22 protein-coding genes are annotated in these 20,426 nt (G+C 64.4%); 6 read left to right on the top strand and 16 right to left on the bottom strand.

From position 1 onward, the window contains the following. The first annotated feature begins 39 nt into the window (after positions 1–39). Genes KVF90_RS01750 through kynU form a run of 4 tightly spaced genes read left to right on the top strand, consistent with a single transcriptional unit; the run spans position 40 to position 3,978 of the window. Positions 40–1,503, top strand: a complete 1,464-nt coding sequence (locus KVF90_RS01750) for an ABC transporter substrate-binding protein (protein WP_264393136.1) — start codon at positions 40–42, stop codon at positions 1,501–1,503. A 17-nt stretch (positions 1,504–1,520) separates the two neighbouring features. Next, positions 1,521–1,931, top strand: a complete 411-nt coding sequence (locus KVF90_RS01745; RefSeq protein WP_264393135.1) for a DUF4112 domain-containing protein — start codon at positions 1,521–1,523, stop codon at positions 1,929–1,931. A 35-nt stretch (positions 1,932–1,966) separates the two neighbouring features. Next, a complete protein-coding gene (locus KVF90_RS01740) occupies positions 1,967–2,758 on the top strand; it encodes a tryptophan 2,3-dioxygenase (RefSeq protein ID WP_264393134.1) in 792 nt (263 codons plus the stop codon). After that, positions 2,755–3,978 (top strand): kynureninase, encoded by a 1,224-nt coding sequence (kynU, locus tag KVF90_RS01735; protein WP_264393133.1) that lies wholly within the window; start codon positions 2,755–2,757, stop codon positions 3,976–3,978. The genes KVF90_RS01740 and kynU overlap by 4 nt, the downstream gene beginning before the upstream one ends. Positions 3,979–3,985: 7 nt before the next feature. On the opposite strand, the gene KVF90_RS01730 is transcribed toward kynU, so the two are convergent. The 12 genes from KVF90_RS01730 to KVF90_RS01675 all read right to left on the bottom strand — a co-directional run bounded on the left by KVF90_RS01730 (position 3,986) and on the right by KVF90_RS01675 (position 16,040). Further along, positions 3,986–4,888: an SDR family oxidoreductase gene (locus KVF90_RS01730; RefSeq protein ID WP_264393132.1), complete on the bottom strand. Its 903-nt coding sequence runs from the start codon at positions 4,886–4,888 to the stop codon at positions 3,986–3,988. Between the two features lie 13 nt (positions 4,889–4,901). After that, positions 4,902–6,110: an acyl-CoA dehydrogenase family protein gene (locus KVF90_RS01725; RefSeq protein WP_264393131.1), complete on the bottom strand. Its 1,209-nt coding sequence runs from the start codon at positions 6,108–6,110 to the stop codon at positions 4,902–4,904. A 26-nt stretch (positions 6,111–6,136) separates the two neighbouring features. Further along, complete coding sequence (locus tag KVF90_RS01720) at positions 6,137–6,892, bottom strand: ThuA domain-containing protein (protein ID WP_264393130.1); 756 nt, start codon at positions 6,890–6,892, stop codon at positions 6,137–6,139. Position 6,893: 1 nt separating this feature from the next. After that, complete coding sequence (locus tag KVF90_RS01715) at positions 6,894–7,664, bottom strand: SDR family NAD(P)-dependent oxidoreductase (RefSeq protein ID WP_264393129.1); 771 nt, start codon at positions 7,662–7,664, stop codon at positions 6,894–6,896. Next, the gene (locus KVF90_RS01710) at positions 7,661–8,827 is read right to left on the bottom strand and encodes a thiolase family protein (protein WP_264393128.1); all 1,167 of its coding nucleotides are present in this window, start codon (positions 8,825–8,827) and stop codon (positions 7,661–7,663) included. Before KVF90_RS01710 ends, KVF90_RS01715 begins: the two co-directional genes overlap by 4 nt. Further along, positions 8,824–9,249, bottom strand: coding sequence for an OB-fold domain-containing protein (locus KVF90_RS01705; RefSeq protein WP_264393127.1), 426 nt, complete (start codon positions 9,247–9,249; stop codon positions 8,824–8,826). The genes KVF90_RS01710 and KVF90_RS01705 overlap by 4 nt, the downstream gene beginning before the upstream one ends. A gap of 39 nt (positions 9,250–9,288) precedes the next feature. Next, complete coding sequence (locus KVF90_RS01700) at positions 9,289–10,371, bottom strand: acyl-CoA dehydrogenase family protein (protein WP_264393126.1); 1,083 nt, start codon at positions 10,369–10,371, stop codon at positions 9,289–9,291. A gap of 6 nt (positions 10,372–10,377) precedes the next feature. Then, the gene (locus KVF90_RS01695; protein ID WP_264393125.1) at positions 10,378–11,619 is read right to left on the bottom strand and encodes a cytochrome P450; all 1,242 of its coding nucleotides are present in this window, start codon (positions 11,617–11,619) and stop codon (positions 10,378–10,380) included. Between the two features lie 99 nt (positions 11,620–11,718). After that, positions 11,719–12,096: a limonene-1,2-epoxide hydrolase family protein gene (locus tag KVF90_RS01690; RefSeq protein WP_264393124.1), complete on the bottom strand. Its 378-nt coding sequence runs from the start codon at positions 12,094–12,096 to the stop codon at positions 11,719–11,721. Further along, a complete protein-coding gene (locus KVF90_RS01685; protein WP_264393123.1) occupies positions 12,093–12,860 on the bottom strand; it encodes a ThuA domain-containing protein in 768 nt (255 codons plus the stop codon). The genes KVF90_RS01690 and KVF90_RS01685 overlap by 4 nt, the downstream gene beginning before the upstream one ends. Positions 12,861–12,864: 4 nt before the next feature. Next, positions 12,865–13,875 carry an NADP-dependent oxidoreductase gene (locus tag KVF90_RS01680; protein WP_264393122.1) on the bottom strand — a complete coding sequence of 337 codons (1,011 nt, stop codon included), beginning with the start codon at positions 13,873–13,875 and terminating at the stop codon, positions 12,865–12,867. A gap of 26 nt (positions 13,876–13,901) precedes the next feature. Then, entirely contained in the window at positions 13,902–16,040 is a 2,139-nt protein-coding gene (locus tag KVF90_RS01675; protein WP_264393121.1) for a molybdopterin-dependent oxidoreductase, read from the bottom strand. A gap of 120 nt (positions 16,041–16,160) precedes the next feature. Here KVF90_RS01675 and KVF90_RS01670 point away from each other — a divergent pair, with 120 nt between their 5' ends. Continuing rightward, positions 16,161–17,165, top strand: coding sequence for an NADP-dependent oxidoreductase (locus tag KVF90_RS01670; protein WP_264393120.1), 1,005 nt, complete (start codon positions 16,161–16,163; stop codon positions 17,163–17,165). A 4-nt stretch (positions 17,166–17,169) separates the two neighbouring features. On the opposite strand, the gene KVF90_RS01665 is transcribed toward KVF90_RS01670, so the two are convergent. Genes KVF90_RS01665 through KVF90_RS01655 form a run of 3 tightly spaced genes read right to left on the bottom strand, consistent with a single transcriptional unit; the run spans position 17,170 to position 18,438 of the window. Next, positions 17,170–17,688 (bottom strand): molybdenum cofactor guanylyltransferase, encoded by a 519-nt coding sequence (locus tag KVF90_RS01665; protein WP_264393119.1) that lies wholly within the window; start codon positions 17,686–17,688, stop codon positions 17,170–17,172. Then, complete coding sequence (locus KVF90_RS01660) at positions 17,681–18,022, bottom strand: putative quinol monooxygenase (RefSeq protein WP_264393118.1); 342 nt, start codon at positions 18,020–18,022, stop codon at positions 17,681–17,683. The genes KVF90_RS01665 and KVF90_RS01660 overlap by 8 nt, the downstream gene beginning before the upstream one ends. 5 nt (positions 18,023–18,027) lie before the next feature. After that, complete coding sequence (locus tag KVF90_RS01655) at positions 18,028–18,438, bottom strand: nuclear transport factor 2 family protein (RefSeq protein ID WP_264393117.1); 411 nt, start codon at positions 18,436–18,438, stop codon at positions 18,028–18,030. 121 nt (positions 18,439–18,559) lie between these two features. Between KVF90_RS01655 and KVF90_RS01650 the strand changes: the two genes are divergently transcribed. Further along, positions 18,560–19,372: an SDR family NAD(P)-dependent oxidoreductase gene (locus KVF90_RS01650; RefSeq protein WP_264393116.1), complete on the top strand. Its 813-nt coding sequence runs from the start codon at positions 18,560–18,562 to the stop codon at positions 19,370–19,372. A 125-nt stretch (positions 19,373–19,497) separates the two neighbouring features. Here the strand turns inward: KVF90_RS01650 and KVF90_RS01645 are convergent, their stop codons facing one another. After that, positions 19,498–20,274 carry an SDR family NAD(P)-dependent oxidoreductase gene (locus KVF90_RS01645; RefSeq protein ID WP_264393115.1) on the bottom strand — a complete coding sequence of 259 codons (777 nt, stop codon included), beginning with the start codon at positions 20,272–20,274 and terminating at the stop codon, positions 19,498–19,500. Positions 20,275–20,426 lie beyond the last annotated feature (152 nt).

Raw genomic sequence — 20,426 nt, 5'->3', positions numbered from 1 at the left:
AAGCTGACCGGCGCATCGCAACCTGCTAGGCAGGGCGCAATGCGATTCTGGTTGCCTCTGTTTGCTGCCCTCGTGCTCTCGTCCTGCGGCCCTTCGGGCGGCGGCGGCCCGGTCGAGGTCGCGATCATCGGAGCGCCTGACAGCCTCTACCAGCAAGGCGTGCGCCTTGCGCTGCCTGCGCAGCACGTCCGCGGCGCGACCTTTGAAGGTCTGGTCACGCTCGATCAGGCGGGGCAGGTGGTGCCCGCCATCGCCGAGCGCTGGATCGTCACCGAAGATGGCCTGAGCTACATCTTCCGCTTGCGCGACAGCACCTGGCCGGGTGGTGAGGAGATCACGGCGACAGAAGTCCGCGATCAGTTGCGCGGGGCGATTGCCCGGGTGCGCGGCACATCGCTCGGGCTTGATCTGGGCAAGGTGCGCGATATCCGGGCGATGACGGGGCGGGTGATCGAGGTCCGTCTGACCTCCCCGATGTCGGATTTTCTTCGCCTGCTCGCCCAGCCCGAACTCGGCTTCTCCAGGAACGGCAGCGGTGCCGGTCCAATGGTGATGTCGCGCAGCGAGGCGGATGCAAGCGCACGGCTGTCGGCTTTGCCACCAGAATCGCGCGGCCTGCCTGCGCGTGAGGACTGGGAGGATGTTGCCCGGCCGGTCGCCGTCAGGGCGCTCTCTGCCAAGAATGCCGTCGCAGCGTTCTCGCGCGGGGATGTCGATCTGGTGCTGGGCGGCAGCATCGTCGATTTTCCGCAGGCCGAGGCCGGGCCACTTTCGCGCGGGACGATCCAGGTTGATCCGGCGCTCGGCCTGTTGGGGCTGACCGTAAAGCGCGAAACGGGCCTGTTGGCCGATCCGGCCCGCCGTGAAGCGCTTTCGATGGCGATAGATCGCGCCGCGCTGATCCAGAGCTTCGGACTGAGCGGCTGGCGCGAAAGCAGCTGGATCGTGCCGCCCGATATGTTCGCTGCTGCGCCCCACGAAGAAGACCGCTGGAACGGTGCCTCGATCGAGGACCGGCGCAGGGTCGCAGCCGGAAGAGTGCGTGCCTGGGCCGGGCCGGGCAGGGATCCGGTGGTGCGAGTGGCCCTGCCGCGCGGAACGGGCAGCGACCTTCTTTTCAAGCAGCTGGTGCAGGCGTGGGGCGCTATCGGGGTATCGGTCAAACGCGCAGCGCCGGGGGAGGCCGCCGATATCGAGTTGCGGGACACACTGGCGCGCTACACGTCGCCGCGCTGGTACCTGAACCAGTTCAATTGCAGCCTCGGAGCCGGACTGTGCGCGCCCCGCGCCGATGCGCTGGTGCGCGAGACATTGGGCGAGCGTGATCCGGCGCGCCGCGAGCAGCTGCTCGTCGAAGCCCATGCTGCGCTGGTCGAACGCGAGGTCTATATTCCGCTGGGCGCGCCGGTGCGCTGGTCGCTGGTGCGTGGTTCGCTGCGCAACTATCTGCCCAATGCCTGGGGGATGCACCCCTTGTTCCCGCTTTCGCAGCCCACCACATAGGTCGCATGGAGACGCCCATGCCCCGCCGCCCTGAAACCATGACCTTTGCTCTGCCGACCGGAACCGACGCCGCTTCGGTGCGCGCTCGTGTGACGGCGATAGAAAAGGTGCTGGAGCGCAGTTTCACGATCCCCGGTATCAATATGCCCGTCGGTCTTGATGCCATCGTCGGCCTCGTGCCGGTGCTGGGTGAAATCGTGACCACGGCGATGGGCGCTTATGTCATCTGGGAAGCCCGCAATCTTGGCATGCCCAAGTGGAAGTTGGCGCGAATGGGTGCCAATGTCTTGTTCGACACCGCGATCGGCGCCATTCCGGTGGTGGGTGACGCGGCTGACCTAGTGTTCCGCTCGAACAGCAAGAATCTCAGGATCATCCTGAAGCACATCGACAAGCACCATCCCGAAGCGCGGGTGATCGAGGGCTAGTTTCCTTGTGGCAGCCCCCGCGCTAAAGCGCTGCCATGAGCGCTGATGTTACCTACGCGAGCTATCTCGATCTTGACCGCATCCTTGCCGCGCAGCACCCGGCATCGCAGGCGCATGACGAGCTGTTGTTCATCATTGTCCATCAGGCGAGCGAGCTATGGCTCAAGCTGTGCCTGCATGAACTGACGGCGGCCCGCGAATGCATCGAGGCCGACGATTTGCGCCCGGCCTTCAAGATGCTCGCCCGGGTGGCGCGGGCGCAGCAACAACTGATCCAGAGCTGGGACGTGCTTTCCACGATGACCCCGCATGATTACTCGGCCATCCGGCCGCATCTGGGCGCGTCGAGCGGTTTCCAGTCAGCCCAGTACCGCATGATGGAGTTCATGCTCGGCGGCCGCGACGGAAAGCATGTGCGGCTTCACAAATCCAACGCCGACTGGGCCGGGCGGCTGGAAGCGGAATGCGCGCGGGCAAGCCTGTATGATGCGGCGATCCGGCTGCTGGCACGCCGCGGCCTAGCGATCGATGCAGCTGCGCTGGAGCGTGATCCGGCGAGCGCTTACGCCGCCAACGCCAGTGTCGAGGAAGCATGGGCAGCGATCTACCGCGACCCGCAGAGCCACTGGGATCTGTATGAACTCGCCGAAAAGCTGGTCGATCTTGAATACCACTTCCAGCGCTGGCGGTTCGGTCACCTCAAGACGGTGGAGCGGATCATCGGGTTCAAGCGCGGCACTGGCGGCACCCCCGGCGTGCCCTATCTCGAAGGGGTGCTGAAGCAGGCTTTCTTCCCCGAACTGTTGAGCGTGAGAACAGCAATATGACTCCCGAAAGCCGTGCTGCCGAATTCGATGCAGCCGATCCGCTGGCGGGGTATCGCGACCGGTTCACGCTGCCCGAGGGTGTGATCTACCTCGACGGCAATTCACTGGGCGCGCTGCCCAAGGCGACTCCTGCGGCGATGGCACAGGTGGTGGAGCAGGAGTGGGGCGAGGGGCTGATCCGTTCGTGGAACAGCGCCGGTTGGTTCGAGGCGGCAGGAAGGGTCGGCGCGAAGATCGCACCGCTTGTCGGGGCCGCGCCGCACGAGGTCATCGCCTGCGATTCGACCAGCGTAAACCTTTTCAAGCTGATCGCCGCCGCGCTTGCGATGCGGCCGGGCCGGAAGGTGGTGCTGTCCGAGCCGGGCAATTTCCCCACTGATATCTATATGATTGCCGGGCTCGAAGCGCAGGGCCTCGCCGAGCGACGGTTGGCACAGCGGGATAGGCTCGCGGCGGCGCTGGACGGGGATGTGGCGCTGCTGATGCTCACCCATGTCCATTACAAAGCCGGGGCGCTGCACGACATGGCGGCGCTCACTCGCGCTGCGCATGAAGCGGGCGCATTGGTCCTGTGGGACCTGTCGCATTCGACCGGAGCGCTCCCCGTTGAACTGAACGCGGTGGGCGCGGATTTCGCGGTGGGCTGCGGGTACAAGTATCTGTGTGGCGGACCGGGGGCTCCTGCCTTTGCCTTCGTTGCAGAGCGGCACCATGCTGACCTTGCCCAGCCATTGACCGGCTGGTTCGGACACGCTGCGCCTTTCGCTTTCTCCGATGATTACACCGGTGCTCACGGTATCGACCGGCTCCAGTGTGGCACCCCGCCGGTGCTCGGGCTGGCGGCGCTGGAGGTGGGGGTCGATCTGATTGCGGAGATCGGTGTTGACCGGCTTTACGCCAAGTCGCAGGCGCTTTCGGAATTCTTCCTCGAATGTCTGATGGCGCATGGCGTCGATCTGGAACTGGTCAGCCCGCCCAAAAGCACCGAGCGAGGCAGCCAGCTCTCGTTCCGTCACCCTGAAGCCTATGCCATCTGCCAGGCGCTGATCGCGCGCGGGGTGATCGGCGATTTCCGTGCGCCAGATGTGCTGCGGCTGGGCTTTGCGCCCGCTTACCTGAGCTTTGCCGACATCGCTGACGCTGCGCGCCATCTCGCCGATGTGCTGGCGAGTGGAGAGTGGGAGCGGGAAGAATTTCAGGAACGTGCGGCGGTGACCTGAAGGCTTCTCAGCCCACGGTTCTTTCTGATTTATCCTTTTCGTTCGTGCCCTTGATCATCGCGCGCATCTGATCCCATTCGGCATCGCCGAGCGCGCTGAGCATCGGGTAGAACGTCCCGCCATTGGCCTGGAAGCCCGCGCCGTCGATCGCGATGGTCTGGCCGTTCACGTACTCCGCCCCCGGCCCCATCAGGAACACCGCGAGGTTGGCCAGCTCGTGCATCTCGCCCGCGCGGCCCATAGGGTTCAGCGAATTGCCCGAATTGCCGCCCGCGCCACCCGGATGCAGCCGCGCGCTCATGCCCTTGGTGGGGAAGAGGCCGGGAGCGATGGCGTTGAAGCGCAGGCCATAGCGGCCCCATTCGGTGGCAAGGCTCTGGGTCATGGCGTTGATCGCAGTCTTGCTCATGGCAGACGGCACAACGAAGGCGCTGCCAGACCACACCCAGGTGGTCAGGATCGACAGGAAGCTGGCCTTCTTCTTCTCGGCGATCAACCGCTTGCCGATGTCGAGCGTTACGTAGAAGGTGCCGCGCATCACGATGTCGGCGATGGCGTTGAAGCCGTTGACCGAAAGATCCTCGGTGCGGCTGACGAAGTTGCCGGCGGCGTTGTTGACCACGCCCGTCAGCGCGCCGCCGTCAGCCCAGATCGCATCGACCATAGCGTGGATCGCGTCCGCATCGCGGATGTCGCAGGCCATGCCGACGATTTTGCCGCCATGGAGCGCGGTGAGCTCCGCGGCCGTTTCATCCAGCTTGTTCTGCCGCCGACCGCAGATGTAGACGGTGGCGCCGAGCTTCAGGAAGGCCTCGGCCATCTCGCGCCCGAGCCCCGTGCCGCCACCGGTGACAAGGATCCGCTCGCCCGTCATCAGGCCTTCGCGGAACATCAGCTTCGAAACGTCCATTCTTGCAGTCCTCTCAGAGACCGAGAACGGTCTTGGCGATGATGTTCTTCTGCACCTCGTCCGATCCGCCGAAGATCGTCGCGGCGCGATTGTTGAGGTAGCGGCCCATCGCGGTCTGGGCATATTCGCTTCCCACCGGCTCAGGCGCTTCGTTGCCATAAAGCGGGCGTTCGAGCGGCAATTGCAACGCATCCGGTCCGAGCAGTTCGAGCCGCAGCACATCAACTTGCTGACCGAGGTTCGATCCCAGAAGCTTCACCAGCGAGGTCTGCGGGCCAGGTGCGCGGCCCTTGGCGAGTTCGGCAAGGATGCGCAGTTCGGTCACCTCCAGCGCTTCGGCCTCCAGCCGCACGCGGGCGAGCTTGTCGCGGAAGCGCGCGTCATGCGCGATCGCGCCGTTGACGCCCGAAGGCTGGGTCTGGGCAAGGGCTTCGAGCCGTCCGATCGATTGCAGCAGGCGCGGGGCGTAGCACGATCCGCCGCGCTCGTTCTCGAGCAAGAACTTGGCGATGGTCCAGCCCTGGCCTTCTTCGCCGATGCGGTTTTCCGCGGGCGTGCGGGCGTCGGTGAAGAACACCGCGTTGACCTCGTGATCGCCCGACATCGAATAGATCGGCGTCACTTCCACGCCCGGTTGACCCATCGGGACCAGCAGGAAGCTGATCCCGGCCTGCTTCTTTACGGTCGCATCGGTGCGCACTAGCGCGAAGATCCAGTCGGCGTGGTGGGCGTGAGTGGTCCAGATCTTGGAGCCGTTGATGACGTATTCGTCGCCGTCCAGGCGGGCGCTGGTCTTGAGGCTGGCAAGGTCGGAGCCCGAACCCGGCTCCGAATAGCCCTGGCACCAATAATCGTCGCCCGACAGGATGCGCGGCAGGAAGCGCGCCTTCTGTCCGGGCGTGCCGAATGCGCAGATCACAGGCCCGACGAGGCGCAAGCCGAGGATCGCGAGCGCGGGCGCACCGGCCAGCGCGCATTCCTTTTCGAAGATGAACTTCTGCGTCGGTGACCAGCCGGTCCCGCCGTCAGCCTCGGGCCAGTGCGGTGCGACCCAGCCTTGCCGGTAGAGAATGCGGTGCCATTCCATGCCGATATCGGGCTCGACGAACACGCCGGGCGTTCGGCGCGCGCCATCACGCAGGCGTTCGGGCAGGTTGTCCTTGAGGAAAGCGCGCACTTCTTCGCGGAAGGCGATGTCCTCGGGGGAGAAGTCCATATCCATTGCAGTCGATCCCGTACGTAATTCAGTCAGGCCCCGTCTCGCATGGCCCAGCGGATCGTGCGCCGCAGGAGGTCATAATAGACGTCGTAATTCCAGGCGCACATTTCCTTGTGCGGGTAGAAATCGGCCATGCCCGGAAGGTCGTAGTGCCCGCGACAATGGCCCAATGCATTGTATACGATCTGACCCGCGCCGATATCCCTCGTATAAACGATAGGTACGGTGGTCTTGCCCCACTGGCTTTGGGTGAAGCCGGTTGCCTCGCCTTCGAAGGTGGTCTGCATCAGCGTGTCGATAGGTGCGGTGGTTTTCGACAGGTAAAGCTCGTCCACCACCTCGAAATCCTCGATGCCTTTCGTAAGCTCGTGGTCCTTGTTGACGACCTCGACCGGGAACTTGCCGATCGGCGGGTGGGCAACGAATTGCGTACCGAGCATCTCCATCACGTCGGGGCGATCATCGGGCGCATCGACGAGGCCGTCGGCGGTGAAGACGAGGATCGAGTTGGTGCCGTGGAGTGCCATCCACTTGCCGCCCTTCTCCATCCACGCCTTCAACTGGGCGGCTTGCTCGGGCGTCGGCATCAGATCGCAGGTGTAGGTGATGAGGAAGCGGCACTGATCAAGCCGCTCAAGTCCCGAATAATCCGCTGCCACCGTGGTGCGGATGTGAGGATGCTCGGCCAGCAGCTTGAGAATTTCGAGCCGGGGGTAGTCGATATCGTGATACTTGCCCGCGGCAATGAAGTGCGCGTCGATGCGGGTGGCGGGTTGTTCTGGCATGTCAGCTCCTGATGCTGCCGCCGCCATCGACGGTCAAATCGCAGCCTGTGGTAAAGCTTGCGTCGTCGCTGGCGAGGAACACCACCGCGCGGGCGACTTCCTCGGGCTCGCCGATGCGGTTCATCGGGTGGGTGGCGGCGAAATTGGTCTCGATGTTCTCGGGCGTGTCGGCACCGGAGAACTTGTAGCGGTTGTACATCGGCGTGCGGATTGCGCCGGGGTGGACCATGTTGGCGCGGATCGGCAGTCCCCGCTCGGCAAGATCGAGCGCGACCGATTGCGTGAGGCCGCGAAGGCCGGTCTTTGAAGCGCTGTAGGCGGCGACGAAGGCCGCCGGGCGCAGCGCGATCATCGAGCCGATATTGACGATGGCGCAAGGCTCACCGCTCGCTTCCATCGCCGGGATCGCCGCCCGCATGCCGTAGAACGGGCCGTGCAGGTTGATGTCGATGGTGCGCTGCCACACGTCCAGCGCCCCATCGGGGACGTTGCCGGGCTCCGAGATGCCGGCGATGTTGCACAGCACGGTCAGCTTACCGAAGCGCGAAAGCGTCGCGGCAACGGCGGCCTCCCATTGCGAAAGCTGGCGCACATCGAGCAGCGTCGCGGCGGCCCGCTCGCCCAGTTCGGCGGCCAGTGCTTGCGCCTTGTCCAGCTGCACATCGCCGAGCATCACGCTGCCGCCTTCGGCCACGATCAGGCGTGCAACCGCAGCCCCGATCCCTTCAGCGCCGCCCGAGACGAGGGCGACCTTGCCCCGCATCCGGCTCATTCGCGTTCCAGAATCGCGACAGCCGAGAGGCCCGGTGCGCCGTAGACGTGGGAATAGCCGAAGCGGGGGCCCTTGCCGTTCTTCTCCGGCACCTGCCGTTCGCCGCCGCGCTGGCGCAGCTGCTGGACGTTTTCATAGACTTGCCGCAGACCCGAAGCCCCGATCGGTTCCCCGCAGGCAAGGCAGCCGCCATCGGTGTTGACCGGCAGCTTCCCGCCGCGGATCTCGGTCCAGCCATTGGCGAGCCATTCTTCCTGATCGCCATCCTTGCAGAATCCGTTTTCGGCCATGTGCATGATTTCCGCGCCGCTCTCGGTATCCTGAAGCTGAGCGACGCCGATATCCTCGGGGCCGACGCCTGCTTTCTCGAACGCACCCTTGCTGGCGAGCACCGTGGGCTTGCCGCCCTCCTCAATGCTGACGCCGGCCTGGAACACCTCGAAGGAGTTGGGCGGACGTGTTTTCACCGAGACCGCGCGGATCTTGACCCCGTCCGCGCCCAGCTGGCGCATCTTGCTTTCCGAGGCGAGGATCAACGCCACCGCGCCCTCGGCAGGCGAGCAGAACATGTATTTGGTCAGCGGGTCATTGATCATCGGCGCGTTGAGGATTGTTTCCAGATCAACCGGGCTGCGCCGCCAGGCGTGCGGGGTCAGGGTGCCGTTGCGAAACGCCTTCTCGGCCACCCGGCCCAGAGTCGTCCGGCTGATCCCGTGGAGCTGCATGTAACGCTGGATCTTCAAGGCGAAGAACTGCGTTGTCAGCATCATCCCGGTCTGGCCATACCATTCGGGCAGGCCATAATCGGAGGGCTTGGCATTGAACGCGCCCCTCGGGTGCTTGTCGAAGCCGACTGCCAGCGCAAGGTCGTACATCCCGCTCGCGATGGCCTGCTGCGAGGCGGCGAGCGCGCTGCCACCGGTGGCGCAGCCATTGGCGACATTGGTGAAGGGAAGGCTGGTCAGCCCCAGCTCGTTGACCATGATGTCGGCATTGCCTGCCGCAGCCGAGCCGCCATAGGCGCATTCGATGTCAGGCCAATCGAGCCCCGCGTCGGAAAGCGCCTCGCGCACGGCGTAGACGCCCTGTTCGCGGCCTGATCGGCTGTCGGTGCGGCCAAACGGGTGGATCCCGGCGCCGATGATATAGACATTCTCGCTCATGCGGCCTGACTTTCTGCTGCTGCGAGGGGACGGAAGGCGAAGGTGTCGTGCGTCATGTTGAAGGGCACGATGCAGAATTCGAGGTCCATGCCGAGGTGAAGGTCTTCCAGCCGCGCATCGACGATGCGGCTTTCGACGATCACTTCGCCGGGCAGCTCGACATAGCCGAGCAGGAACGGCTGGAAATCGGGCGGGCCTTCGCCGGGGCCACTTCCGGGGCCTTGATAAGGTTCCTTGGGCAGGAAACCTTGCGAGGTCCACGACCACAGCTTGCCACGACGCGACAGCTTGTATGGCTCCACGCCTTGCGCCGCATCGCCAACCGGCATGGGGAACACAATCTCGCCCGAAGGCAGCTTGCCGCCCATCAGATGCGGCTGCGCGCCGTCACTCCACAGATTCGGGTCGATCTTCTCGCCCATGTTCCAGTCCCCTCCTGTCCGCCTTTTCAAGCGGCCCAATCATGCCGCCAGGGCATATTCCGCCAGCACGGTATCGACGTCGCCGAACAGACGGGCGAGCACCAGCACGCGCTTCAAGGCGTGGCCGATGGCGAGTTCGTCGGTGATCCCCATGCCGCCATGCATTTGCACTGCTTCACGGGCGATGGCGTCGACATTCTCGCCGATGAAGGCCTTGGCCCCGGCGGCGGCGCGCTGCCATTTGGCGGCGTCCGCGCGGTCGGTCAGCGCGGCGCGATAAAGCATCGAACGCGCTTGCTCCTCCTTGGCGTAGCAATCGACGAGCCGGTGCTGCAGTGCCTGAAAGCTGCCGATCGCGACGCCGAACTGCTCGCGCTCCTTCACGTAGGTCAGCGTGTCGTCGAGCAGGCGCTGGCCGAGGCCGACCATCTCGGCGGCAGCATAAAGCCGCATGTCCGCAGCGACGGCGGCGAGGCCTGCCATGTCGAGGGACAGCTTCGCGCTCGCAGGTGCGCGGGTCAGCTTGATCTCGCCCGCAATGCTGCCGTCGGCAAGGCGATAGGCGCGCACTTCCAGACCGGGCGCGTCGCGCGGCACGAGGAAGCAGGCTGTCTCGCCGCCCAGATCGGCAGTGACGATGAACAGATCGGCCATCAGCGCGCCCATCACCATCGTCTTCTCGCCGGAGAGCACAAAGCCATCTCCGCCAGTCTCCGCCTTCATGCCCTTGGCCTTGAGGCTGTAGCGCTGGCCGCGCTCGGTCCATGCAAGGGTCGCGATGGTGGTGCCCGACAAAACGCCTTCCAGCGTCTCGGTGGCTCCGCCGCGCTCCAGAAGCAGCGCGGGCAGGATGCCATGTTCCAGCAATGGATCGGGCGCATTGGCCTTGCCAATCGCTTCAGCGACCAAGGACAGATCAACCGCAGAGCCGCCCATGCCGCCCGCCTCTTCGCCCGCCGCGAGCGCAATCAGGCCCATCTCGGCAAGGCTCTGCCAGCGTGCCCGGTCATAGCCGGTCGGCGAAAGCCGCAGCTTGCGGCGCGCCTCGACATCGACCGGCGCGGCAAAGCGCTCGACCGATGTGACGAACATCTGCTGTTCTTCGGAAAGGTCGAAATTCATGTCGGCTCAGGCTTTCCGCGTGAAGGTGATCGGCAGGTGCGTCACGCCGCGCAGCAGGATGTTGGGCATGATGCGGATCGCGCTCTCGTCAGGAACCGCGAAGTTATCGAGACGCTCCAGAAGCTCGTCGAAGGCGACGACCATCTCCTTGCGGGACAGCATGTTGCCCACACACATATGCGGGCCCTTGCCGAAGCTGAGATGCGTGCGGGCGTTGGTGCGATCGATGTCGAACTTGTCGGGATCAGGGAACTTCTTCGGATCGCGGTTGGCCGCGGCATAGCGCAGCTGCACGACTGCGCCCGCCGGGATCGCCATTCCGCCCAGTTCGGTGTCCGCCTTGACGATGCGCCACATCCCTGCCGTCGGCGTTTCGTAACGCAGCGCTTCTTCCACCAGATTGCCGAGCAGCTTGGGATCGCGCCCGCCAGCCGCAGCCTTGGCCTTGGCCATCTGATCGGGATTGCGGATGAGTTGAAGCAACCCGCCCGCCAGCGTCGAAGTGGTGGTCTCGTTGCCCGCGACCATGAACTGCTGCATCAGCGACATGATTTCGGGATCGATGAGCGGAGTCTCGCCCTCGACCCGCGCTTCGACGAGGTCGGTCAGAAGATCGTTCCCGCCATTGGCGCGGCGGTCGTCGATCAGGCCTTTGATGTAGTGCTGGAATTCGACAAGGCTACGCGCACATTCGAGCTTGCGCTCGTGATCGACCATCTGGCTGAAGCGGTCGACCGCCGCGTCAGACCAGCGCTTCACCCGCGCCGGATCGTCATCCAGCCCGATCTGCCCGGCGATCATCGCCACCGGCAGCGGCACGCCGAATTCCTCGACGAACTCGCACTCCCCGCGATCCGCAAACGCCTCGATCAACTCGATTGATTTGGTGCGCATGTCCGCTTCAATTGCGTTCACGCGCGGGGCCGAGAAGGCGAGGTTCACGAGCTTGCGGTTGCGGGTGTGAACCGGGTGGTCGGCGGTCAACAGCGTGGGCAGGTCAGGCCAGCCTTCGGAAAGGATCGCCTGGATATCCTCGTCCGCCTCGCGCCCCATGAGCGCGGTAAAGTCGTTGGAGAACACCTCCGGATTGGCCGCCGCTTCGCTGCACAGGTCGTAAGAATAGACGACCCAGGTGTTCATGCCTTCCAGATGCTCGATCGCGATCCCGGCATCGTGGATAGCGCGGTAGTAATCGAACGGATCGATCAGCGTTTCAGGCGCAAAGACATTGCCTTCGGGCTTGTTCATGTCAGGCGGCTCCAGACCCTGGGGAAATCATGGTGCAAGCCTAACCAAACCCGCGCCCCTGTTGCGATGCACGTTTGTGTTAGGGTTGCTGCGCCTGCATCATCCGCCCGCGAATTCGCGCTGGAATTCAAGCATATCGAAATAGTCACGCCATGCGATGATGCGACCGTCTGCGCCCAGTTCGAACGTGCCCATGACACGGATCGCAGCGCGGCGGCCATCCTTGAAGATGAAGCCATCGGTGCGTTCGGTCAGCACGGTGTCGCCGTTCACCGCGATGGCGTGGGTCTGCCAGTCGCACGACGCGATGTTGGCGAGGAAGCCTTCGACCATCGCGCGCATTTCCGTCGTGCCGCGAACCGGTTCCATGGGGATGTTGTGATAGACGATATCGTCGGCGCACAGGGCGAGCATCGCGTCGATGTCGCAGGCGTTCCAATGGCCGATGAAAGCCTCGACGGTTTGCTGGGGTGTCATGCGGTTCCTCCTGAGGTGTAGTCGAGCGCCTGCCGCAGCATCCGTCGCACGTGGGGGTTGGCGTAGGTCGCCGGGCCATCGCCGCATTGCAGATAGACGAGCGGGGCGGGGCATCTGTGGCTCTCCCACGCGATGCAGTTGCTGCCGGGCGGGTGGTTCCAGCCTTCGCGGCTGAACATCGCGCCCGCCACCGCGTTGGCAGCGGAATAGAAATTGTCAGCCGTGAAGGCGAAGCCCTCGGCGCGCATCAGGGGGGCAAAAGCGCTTTCGTCGACCGGGCAGAGGTAAAGCTCGTCGCTGACCGGGAAGCTGTCCGGCAACCCGCGGGTAACCGGATGATCGGCGACAATCCGCGCCTCATAAGCAACATCGTGGCGATAGCCGGAGTCGGGCCCATGCGCGCCGGGTTGGTAGTGGAACTGCCCGCCAAGCCATGCATGCCATTCCGGCCAATCGGCCCACCCGGCCAGTGCGTGGTGCATCGCTACCGCACCCCTGCCACTGGCAAACCGCGCTGCGATGGCCTCGCGGAAAGCGGGCGAAGGCGGGCGTGTTGTCACCGTGCCATCGGCGAAAGTGTAGCCCGCCATGTCGTAGAACAGCAGTGCGTCCGACGCCGCGATCGCTCCCGCCGCATCAGCCTCGCCGCCCTCGGGATGGACGAGATGCGTCAGCTCCCAATCGTCCAGTCCGGCCAGCAATTCGGCGAAGGGGGCTTCCTCGTAAGGATGCCCCCCGGACAGCACGAGCAGCGAACGTGTCACGGTGTCAGGCGATCTTGAGGATCATCTTGCCGTCATTGGTGCCGGCGAACAGCCGCATGAAGCTGTCGAAGGCGTGCTCCAGCCCTTCGTCGACATGCTCGTCGATGGTGAGTTTGCCTTGCGCGGCCCAGACGCCCATTTGCTGCGCGCCCTCGCCGAAGCGGGGGACGTAGTCGGCGACCAGCAGCCCGCGGATGTGGGCACGCTTGACGATCAGCTGCCACAGGTTGCGGATGCCGCGCGGCTCGGTGTTGTATTCGCTGATCAGGCCGCATAGCCCGACGCGGGAGTGCAGGTTGAGGTTCATCAAACCGGCATCGAGGATGATCCCGCCGACATTCTCGAAGATCACGTCGACCCCGTCAGGGCAGGCTTCGGCGATGGCAGCGGTGAGCGCGGCCTCATCCTTGCCGCGATAGTCGATGGCGGCGTCAAAGCCGTATTTCTCGATCAGGCGCGCGCATTTGGCCGGGCCGCCGGCAATGCCGACCGCGCGGCAGCCGTGGATCTTGGCGAGTTGGCCGACGAGGCTGCCGACGGCCCCGGCCGCACCGGTGACCAGCACGGTTTCGCCCGCCTTTGGCTCGCAAACCTCGAGGAACCCGAAATAGGCGGTCATCCCCACCGCACCGAAAATCGACAGGTAGTTGGTGACGCTTGGCACCAGTGACGGGTCAATCGGCTGGGTGAATCCGCCGACCGCACTAACCGAGTAATCCTCCAGCGCGTTCAGCCCCATCACCCATTGCCCGGGCGCAAAGCCTTCCGCGCGGCTTTCCTCGACCACGCCGATAATGCTGGCGCGCACCGGATCGCCGAGCGGGATCGGCGGCATGTAATTGCCCTCGGCATCCATCCACCCGCGCATCGCCGGATCGAGCGAGGCGTAGTGGTTGCGGATCAGGAACTGGCCCTCCTCCAGCGCAGGGGTGGGTTCGCTGACCAGTTCGAAATCGTCCTGAACAGGCGTCCCATCGGGGCGGCGTTGCAGCAGAAAGCGGCGGTTGGTGGGCATAATATTCCTTGGATTGAGAGGGGGGATCAGGCCGGTTCCAGCTTCACCGGAATGGCGCTTTGCAGGGATTGGCCGGTGATCGGGTCGTAATCGACCACCTCGCTGACCAGCCGGTTGGTCGAGGATCCGCGTTCCCGCACATCCTCCTTGGTCGCGTCGGCATCCCCGTAAGCATGCGCCATCGACACGATCCCGCGCCGCACCTTGTCGCTCGCTTTCACGACGCCGTGGATGGTGGCGTGGGGTGAAGTGATCGCGACCAACCCGCCTTCCTCAAGGCCGAGCGCGGCGATATCATCGGGGTGGATATAGGCGGGGTTGGTGGTGGTCTTGGCCTGCAACTTCTTGAGCGGGTGGCCGATCGAATTGAACCGCGTCTTCGAGCGCCGCGAAATGAGGCGGAAGTCGAAGCCCTCGCGCGCTGTCCGGTTCTCGGCGTATTTCAGGATTTCGGATGGCATGGCCCCGACTGCCAGATCGAAGCGGTGGAACTCGTTCTCGTCGACCGGTCCCACGGTCGGGTGCTGTTCGGGATAGAACACCGCCGCACCGCCATTGGCGCGGCAATCCTCGCGCACCTGGCTGGGCGTAACGAGGCAGCCGGTCACTGCCAGATCGAGGAACTCCTGCTTGGTCGGCTTGCGGTCCATCGGCAGCGGGCCGCCATTGAGCATCATCTGGATGCCAAGGTGGTGCGCGAGCGTCCAGAACATCTCGTACTCGTCGATCACGTCGCCCGGCGCCTCGACCACCGCTTCGGTGTAGCGCGCGTAAGGCTCCTCGTGCCACCATTCCGAAAGGCTGGTGATGTCCTCCCGCTCAAGGCATTGCGAAGGCGCGAGCACCACGTCGGCGCGGCGCGCGCTGGCGCTCATCCACGGATCAATCTGCACGAACAGTTCAAGATCGTCGAGCGCGCGGGCCATCTTGACCTGATCGGGGAAGCCGACAACCGGGTTGCCGCCGACCGATATCAGCGCACGAACCTGGCCTTCGCCGGGGGTAAGGATTTCGTCCGCCAGCACGTTGCAAGGCATCTCCCACCCAAGGTGGCCGAGCCCGCGGAAGCGCGATTTCGGCATTCCTTCCGCGCCGAACATCGGCACCGGCGGGCCGACCTGTGCGCGGCGGGCGGTCTGGTAGGGGCTGAACACGCCGGGGATCGCGGCCTTCTCGCCTTCCTGCTTGAAGCGCGCACAGATCGTGTTGAGGCATACCACAAGATATTCGGTCAGCGTCCCGTTGCCCGCCATTTCGGGGCCGGTGCCGGTGACGGCGCAGCCCTTCGAGCCGGTCGCGAACATCCGCGCGGCGGCGACAAGCTGGTCCTTGTCGAGGCCCGCGCGTTCCGCCGCCACCTCGGGCGTGAAGGCTTTCACTGCCTCGGCCAGCTCGTCGAACCCGTCGACATGGGCGGCGACGAAATTGCGATCATACAACCCCTCGGCGATGATCACGTTGAGCATGCCCGCCAGCATAGCCGGATCTTCGCCGGGCTTTACCGGCAGATAGATGTCGGCCAGCCGCGCCACATCGCTCTCGCGCGGGTCTGCCACGATCAGCTTCAGCCCTTGCGCCTTCTGGTCGCGGATGCGGCGCGAGGGGCTGAAGGGCGGAACTCCGCCAACCGGCGAATAGTGTGAGACGATCGGGTTGTTGCCGATGAACATGGCAACGTCGCTTTCGCTGAACGTGTTCGGCCCCGCCAACCACTTGCCGTAGCGGGCGGTGGTGAACACCTTCGCCGGCTGATCAAGCGTCACCGAGGTGTAGAAATTGCGGCTGCCGACAGCCTGCGCAAAGCTCACCGAGGCAGACATGGCAGCGCTGTTCTGGAAGCCCCCCGAACCCATGAACACCGCGACCGAGTGCGGGCCATGCTGGTCGATAATCCGGCGCAATTCGCTTGCGACATGGGCCAAAGCCTCGGGCATCGGGGTTTCGACAAATTCGCCCGCTTCATTGCGGACTAGGCTATGATGCAGGCGGTTTGCCGAATTGTGCGAATCCGGCAGTTCGCGTCCCTTCATGCAGGTATAACCGCCATAGGCCGGATCGTCGGGATCGCCGCGGACCTCGATCACTTTCCCGTCCTCGACATCGACTTCCATCGCGCAATTGGCGTGGCAGAAGCGGCAGAAGGTCTTGTGAGTCTGAATGCCCATCGTGGCTCTCCCTTTGCGTAGCAAACTACCACAGGGGCCGAACCACTCGACTGACACTTTTGTCCGTGGAGGGCTGCGCGCCGCAGCCGCAATAGGGCAGGCAAATAAAGGAGAGACCCGATGCCCACCACCACCCGCCAATGGCTCCTGAATGGACACCCGCGGGGTCGCGGGATCGAGATCGACAGCGACTTCAAGCTTGCCACAACCGAACTGGCCGACCCCGGCCCCGGCGAGATGCTGCTCAAGACGCACTATCTCGGCTTCGATCCGGCGCAGAAGGGCTGGATGGAGAACATCGCCGACTATGTCGCCCCGATGGCGATCGGTGATGTCATGCGCGGCAGCGGGATTGCAGAAGTCGTGGCCTCTAACGGTGGGCGTTATGCTGTCGGCGACATGGTTTTCGGCACCACCGGCTGGGCCGAGTATCTGGTCACCGATGGCAAGGAATTGACCAAGGTCGAAACCGATCTGTCGCCCACCGCCGTGCTTTCGGTGCTGGGGACCACCGGGCTGACTGCCTATTGCGGGCTGTTCAAGGTCGGCAAGCCGGTTGCGGGTGACACCGTGCTGGTTTCGGGTGCAGCGGGCGCGACGGGGAGCATTGTCGGCCAGCTCGCCAAGATCGCCGGATGCCGCGTCGTCGGCATCGCAGGCGGACAGGACAAGTGCGATTGGCTGGTGCGCGAAGCGGGCTATGACGCCGCCATCGATTACAAGGCGGACAATGTGAAGGCGCAGATCAAGGAGCACTGCCCGCGCGGTGTGGACGTGATCTACGACAATGTCGGCGGCAAGATCCTCAATGATATGCTAGCCTGCATTGCCACCAATGCCCGCGTAGTGATCTGCGGCGGGATCAGCCGTTACGAGACAGGCTCGCTTCCGGCCGGGCCGGAGAACTACTTCAACCTCGTCTTCCGGCGCGGCACGATGGCAGGCTTCATCGTGCTCGATTGGGCCAGCGAGTTTCCCGTTATCCGCAAGCGGCTGGAGGGCTTCGTCAAGGATGGCAGTCTGAAATATCAGGAAGATATCCAGCACGGCTTCGAGAACGCGCCGACCACCTTGCAGCGGCTGTTCAGCGGGCAGAACCGCGGCAAGCAATTGCTGAAGCTGTGACGCCTCAGGCCGGGGGCAGGTCCTCCGGCCGGTTGACGTTCATCAGCGGCGCTTGAAGCTCGATCTGCCGCGCGCCGATGTGGTCGGCGAAGCGGTAGAGTGATCTTCCTCCGCCGCTGAGAAACGCTTCGAGAGCAGAGGCTTTGGCGACAGGCCAGAGCCCGACGACCGGCTGACTTTCCACGATGGCCGCACTTTCTCCCGCCAGTATCGCGGCGAGATCGTGCGGCAAATCAGGCACATCGACTCCGGCGGAGAGCACGTGGGTGAAGTTCCCGTCCGCAGCATGCCGCAGCGCCGCGGCGAGCCCGCCGAGCGGGCCGAGACCCGCCTCCGGCCAGTCGGGGATGCAGGTGAACCCCGCCTCCTCGCGCCCGCACACCACCACGCTTTCGCACTGTACGCAAAGTGCCGCAGCGACCCGGTCGATCAGCCGCTCGCCTTCATACATCGCCTGCGCCTTGTCGCTGCCGAACCGCCGTGCCTGACCGCCGGCAAGGATCGCCCCGAGCAGGTTAGTCAAACGCCTCGGTCGCATTGCCTTCGGCGTTGTAGACCGGGCCTTCGGCATCGACGCGGTACTTGGCGCTGACGGCGCCGGTAATCCCGAACTGGCCGATGTGATCGCGCATCCCTGTGTAGGCAGGATCCTTGAAGTGCGCCGCGAGCGCCTCCTCGCTTTCCCACTCCTCGAAGACGTTGACCCGCGCGGGGTTCATCGAACAGGCGCTCCAGTCGTAGTGGATGCAGCCCTTTTCCGCGAGCGCGGCCTCGATGTGCGGGCGGGCGCTACGCAGGGCCTCTTCACGCTGGGCGGGGTCGAGGTCGATCTGTGCGGAAATCAGGATTTTTGCCATTGGTATCAGCCCTCCACGCCGAATTCGGCGACGATCTTGAATGTGCGCGAAGTGAACAGCCAGCGCCCGTCGATCTTCGCCAGCGTGTCTTCGTAAAGCCCGCCAACATGGCGCGCCTTGCCGTCCTTGGGCTTGAGGATTTCCTGCGTCTGGACGCGGGATTTCGCTGTGTTTCCGGTGACTTCGATCATGCACGGCACGCAGTGGAAGCTGACTGCCTCCAGCCCGCCCATCGCGCCGTTCCAGAAGGCCACGATCGCCTCCTTGCCCTTGGTCTTGTGCCCCATCAGGTCCCAGTCGGCATCGTCCGCCCAGACTGTCGCCCAGGTGTCGGCATCGATCCGCACCACGCCATCGGCATAGGTGCCGTTCAATTCGGTGATCGCCACGCGATCCTCCAGAGGCCCTGTAAACATCGCTCGCTCTCCCTTTGTTGGGACCGGCTATCGGCCCCGAGGGGCGCAAGCGACAATGCCCACTTTTGGGAAGGGTGAGGGTGGGCCGCGCCGTGTTACTCGCTTGAGGGAGAGGAGACACATGATGGGACAGTTAGAGGGCAAGACAGCGGTCGTGCTGGGCGCAGCGTCGGAGGGGAACATGGGACAGACCATCGCCCGCCTGTTCGCCAAGGAGGGTGCCAAAGTGATGGTTGCGGGCCGCAAGGAAGGCCCGCTGGCGGCATTAGCCTCTGAAATCGGAGGAGAATATGCCCTGTGCGACATTTCCTCCAAGCCCGAGGTCAACGCCATGGCCGACAAGGCGGCGGCTACTTTCGGGCGGGTCGACATCGCGATCAACACCACCGGCTGGGGCCTGCTCGCCAGCATGGAAGAAATCACCGACGAACAGCTCGACCAGATCGTTGATCTCCAGTTCAAGGGCGTGCACCATTTTCTTCAGGCTTTCGTGAGGGTTATGAGCGCGCAAGCCCCTACTGGCGGTTCGCTGATCAGCCTGTCTTCGGCGACCACCAAGGCGATCATCACCAACCACGCCGCCTATATCGGCACCAAGCGCGGTTCTGAGGCGCTGATCGAGTGTGTTGCCAATGATTACGGGCACTTGGGGATCAAGGCCAACACCGTCTCCCCTGCCTTCACCGACAGCCCGATGACGCACGAGAGCTTCCAGGTGCCGGGCCTGACCGACGCATTTCTGCCGCGTTATCCGATGGGTAGGCTCAATACGGTGGACGATGTCGCCCATGCCTGCCTGTGGCTCAGCACCGATCAGGCCTATGTCACGGGGGCGAATATCCAACCCAACGGCGGCCTCGCGATGCGTGGCAATCCGCAGGCCGGTGATGTCGCGGCGGCGATTGGCGCGGCGATGGCAAAGTTGCAGGCGTGAATCGGCGAGGCGGCATTGTTTCACGTGAAACAGTGCCGCCTGCCGCAGCCTGAAAGGGGTCTAACCGGGGTCTAGAGGGGGTCTAGCCGGGGTCTGGCGCCCAATGGCACCGGTCTGGAGGCGGCCTAGTACTGCGCCGTCCCGCCATCGACGCTGATCTGCTGGCCGGTGATCCCTGCCCCTGCCGCGCTGGCGAGCAACACGGCAACCGCCGCCACTTCCTCGACCGTGTTCGGCCGCTTGATCGCCGAATCCGCCGCGAACATGGCGATCATCTCGTCCAGCTCCATGCCCATCGCTTTCGCAGTGGCGGGGCCGTTGTTCTTGATGATGTCGGTGATGACGATCCCGGGGCAAATCGCGTTGACCGTAACGCCCTGAACGCCGACTTCGCGGGCGAGGCTTTTGGTCATGCCGTTCACCGCGTGCTTGGCGGCGCTGTAAGCTGTCAGCACCGCCTTGCCGTGCTTGCCCTCCATCGAGGAGATGTTGATCACGCGCCCGTCACCCTTGCCCAGCATCACCGGCAGCGCGCGGCGGGTGGCCCAGAAGGTCGAATAGACGTTCCACTTCATCGCCTCGTCAAAGGCGTGGTCGGAGAGGTTCACCAAAGGCTGCAAATCGCCCGCGCCGCCCGCATTGTTCACGAGGATGTCGAGCGTGCCGAAATGGGCGATGACCTTGTCGACGAAGCCTTCGAGGTCGGACTGCTCCATCACGTCGCCCGCGATGAAGATAGCGCGGTCACCGGCTCCCAGTTCCTCCAGCACCTTCGCGCCCTTGTCCGCGTTCCGCGCGAACAGTGCGACGCTTGCGCCCTCGGCCAGGAACGCCTCGGCGATGCCGCGCCCCATGCCCGCCGTGCCCCCGGTGATCGCGGCGATTTTTCCTGCCAGTTTCATTGTGGTTCCTCTCTGTCTCGTCATTGCGAGCGTAGCGAAGCAATCCATCGACCAACCGTGCAATCGCGATGGGCGGGTCATGGATTGCCGGGTGTTTCTGCGAAACAGCTTCGCTTCCGCCTTCGGCTCCTCGCAATGACGAGTAGGGGAGG

The organism is Porphyrobacter sp. ULC335 (assembly GCF_025917005.1).
Taxonomy (GTDB): Bacteria; Pseudomonadota; Alphaproteobacteria; order Sphingomonadales; family Sphingomonadaceae; genus Erythrobacter.
The sequence above is the reverse complement of the archived record's forward strand: the minus strand, read 5'-3'. Positions and strand labels throughout refer to the sequence as shown.

Bases quoted from the DNA above. Each gene is read 5' to 3' on its own strand.
- KVF90_RS01750 (WP_264393136.1), top strand. From the start codon at position 40: ATGCGATTCTGGTTGCCTCTGTTTGCTGCCCTCGTGCTCTCGTCCTGC.
- KVF90_RS01745 (WP_264393135.1), top strand. From the start codon at position 1,521: ATGCCCCGCCGCCCTGAAACCATGACCTTTGCTCTGCCGACCGGAACC.
- KVF90_RS01740 (WP_264393134.1), top strand. From the start codon at position 1,967: ATGAGCGCTGATGTTACCTACGCGAGCTATCTCGATCTTGACCGCATC.
- kynU (WP_264393133.1), top strand. From the start codon at position 2,755: ATGACTCCCGAAAGCCGTGCTGCCGAATTCGATGCAGCCGATCCGCTG.
- KVF90_RS01730 (WP_264393132.1), bottom strand. From the start codon at position 4,888: ATGGACGTTTCGAAGCTGATGTTCCGCGAAGGCCTGATGACGGGCGAG.
- KVF90_RS01725 (WP_264393131.1), bottom strand. From the start codon at position 6,110: ATGGATATGGACTTCTCCCCCGAGGACATCGCCTTCCGCGAAGAAGTG.
- KVF90_RS01720 (WP_264393130.1), bottom strand. From the start codon at position 6,892: ATGCCAGAACAACCCGCCACCCGCATCGACGCGCACTTCATTGCCGCG.
- KVF90_RS01715 (WP_264393129.1), bottom strand. From the start codon at position 7,664: ATGAGCCGGATGCGGGGCAAGGTCGCCCTCGTCTCGGGCGGCGCTGAA.
- KVF90_RS01710 (WP_264393128.1), bottom strand. From the start codon at position 8,827: ATGAGCGAGAATGTCTATATCATCGGCGCCGGGATCCACCCGTTTGGC.
- KVF90_RS01705 (WP_264393127.1), bottom strand. From the start codon at position 9,249: ATGGGCGAGAAGATCGACCCGAATCTGTGGAGTGACGGCGCGCAGCCG.
- KVF90_RS01700 (WP_264393126.1), bottom strand. From the start codon at position 10,371: ATGAATTTCGACCTTTCCGAAGAACAGCAGATGTTCGTCACATCGGTC.
- KVF90_RS01695 (WP_264393125.1), bottom strand. From the start codon at position 11,619: ATGAACAAGCCCGAAGGCAATGTCTTTGCGCCTGAAACGCTGATCGAT.
- KVF90_RS01690 (WP_264393124.1), bottom strand. From the start codon at position 12,096: ATGACACCCCAGCAAACCGTCGAGGCTTTCATCGGCCATTGGAACGCC.
- KVF90_RS01680 (WP_264393122.1), bottom strand. From the start codon at position 13,875: ATGCCCACCAACCGCCGCTTTCTGCTGCAACGCCGCCCCGATGGGACG.
- KVF90_RS01675 (WP_264393121.1), bottom strand. From the start codon at position 16,040: ATGGGCATTCAGACTCACAAGACCTTCTGCCGCTTCTGCCACGCCAAT.
- KVF90_RS01670 (WP_264393120.1), top strand. From the start codon at position 16,161: ATGCCCACCACCACCCGCCAATGGCTCCTGAATGGACACCCGCGGGGT.
- KVF90_RS01660 (WP_264393118.1), bottom strand. From the start codon at position 18,022: ATGGCAAAAATCCTGATTTCCGCACAGATCGACCTCGACCCCGCCCAG.
- KVF90_RS01655 (WP_264393117.1), bottom strand. From the start codon at position 18,438: ATGTTTACAGGGCCTCTGGAGGATCGCGTGGCGATCACCGAATTGAAC.
- KVF90_RS01650 (WP_264393116.1), top strand. From the start codon at position 18,560: ATGATGGGACAGTTAGAGGGCAAGACAGCGGTCGTGCTGGGCGCAGCG.
- KVF90_RS01645 (WP_264393115.1), bottom strand. From the start codon at position 20,274: ATGAAACTGGCAGGAAAAATCGCCGCGATCACCGGGGGCACGGCGGGC.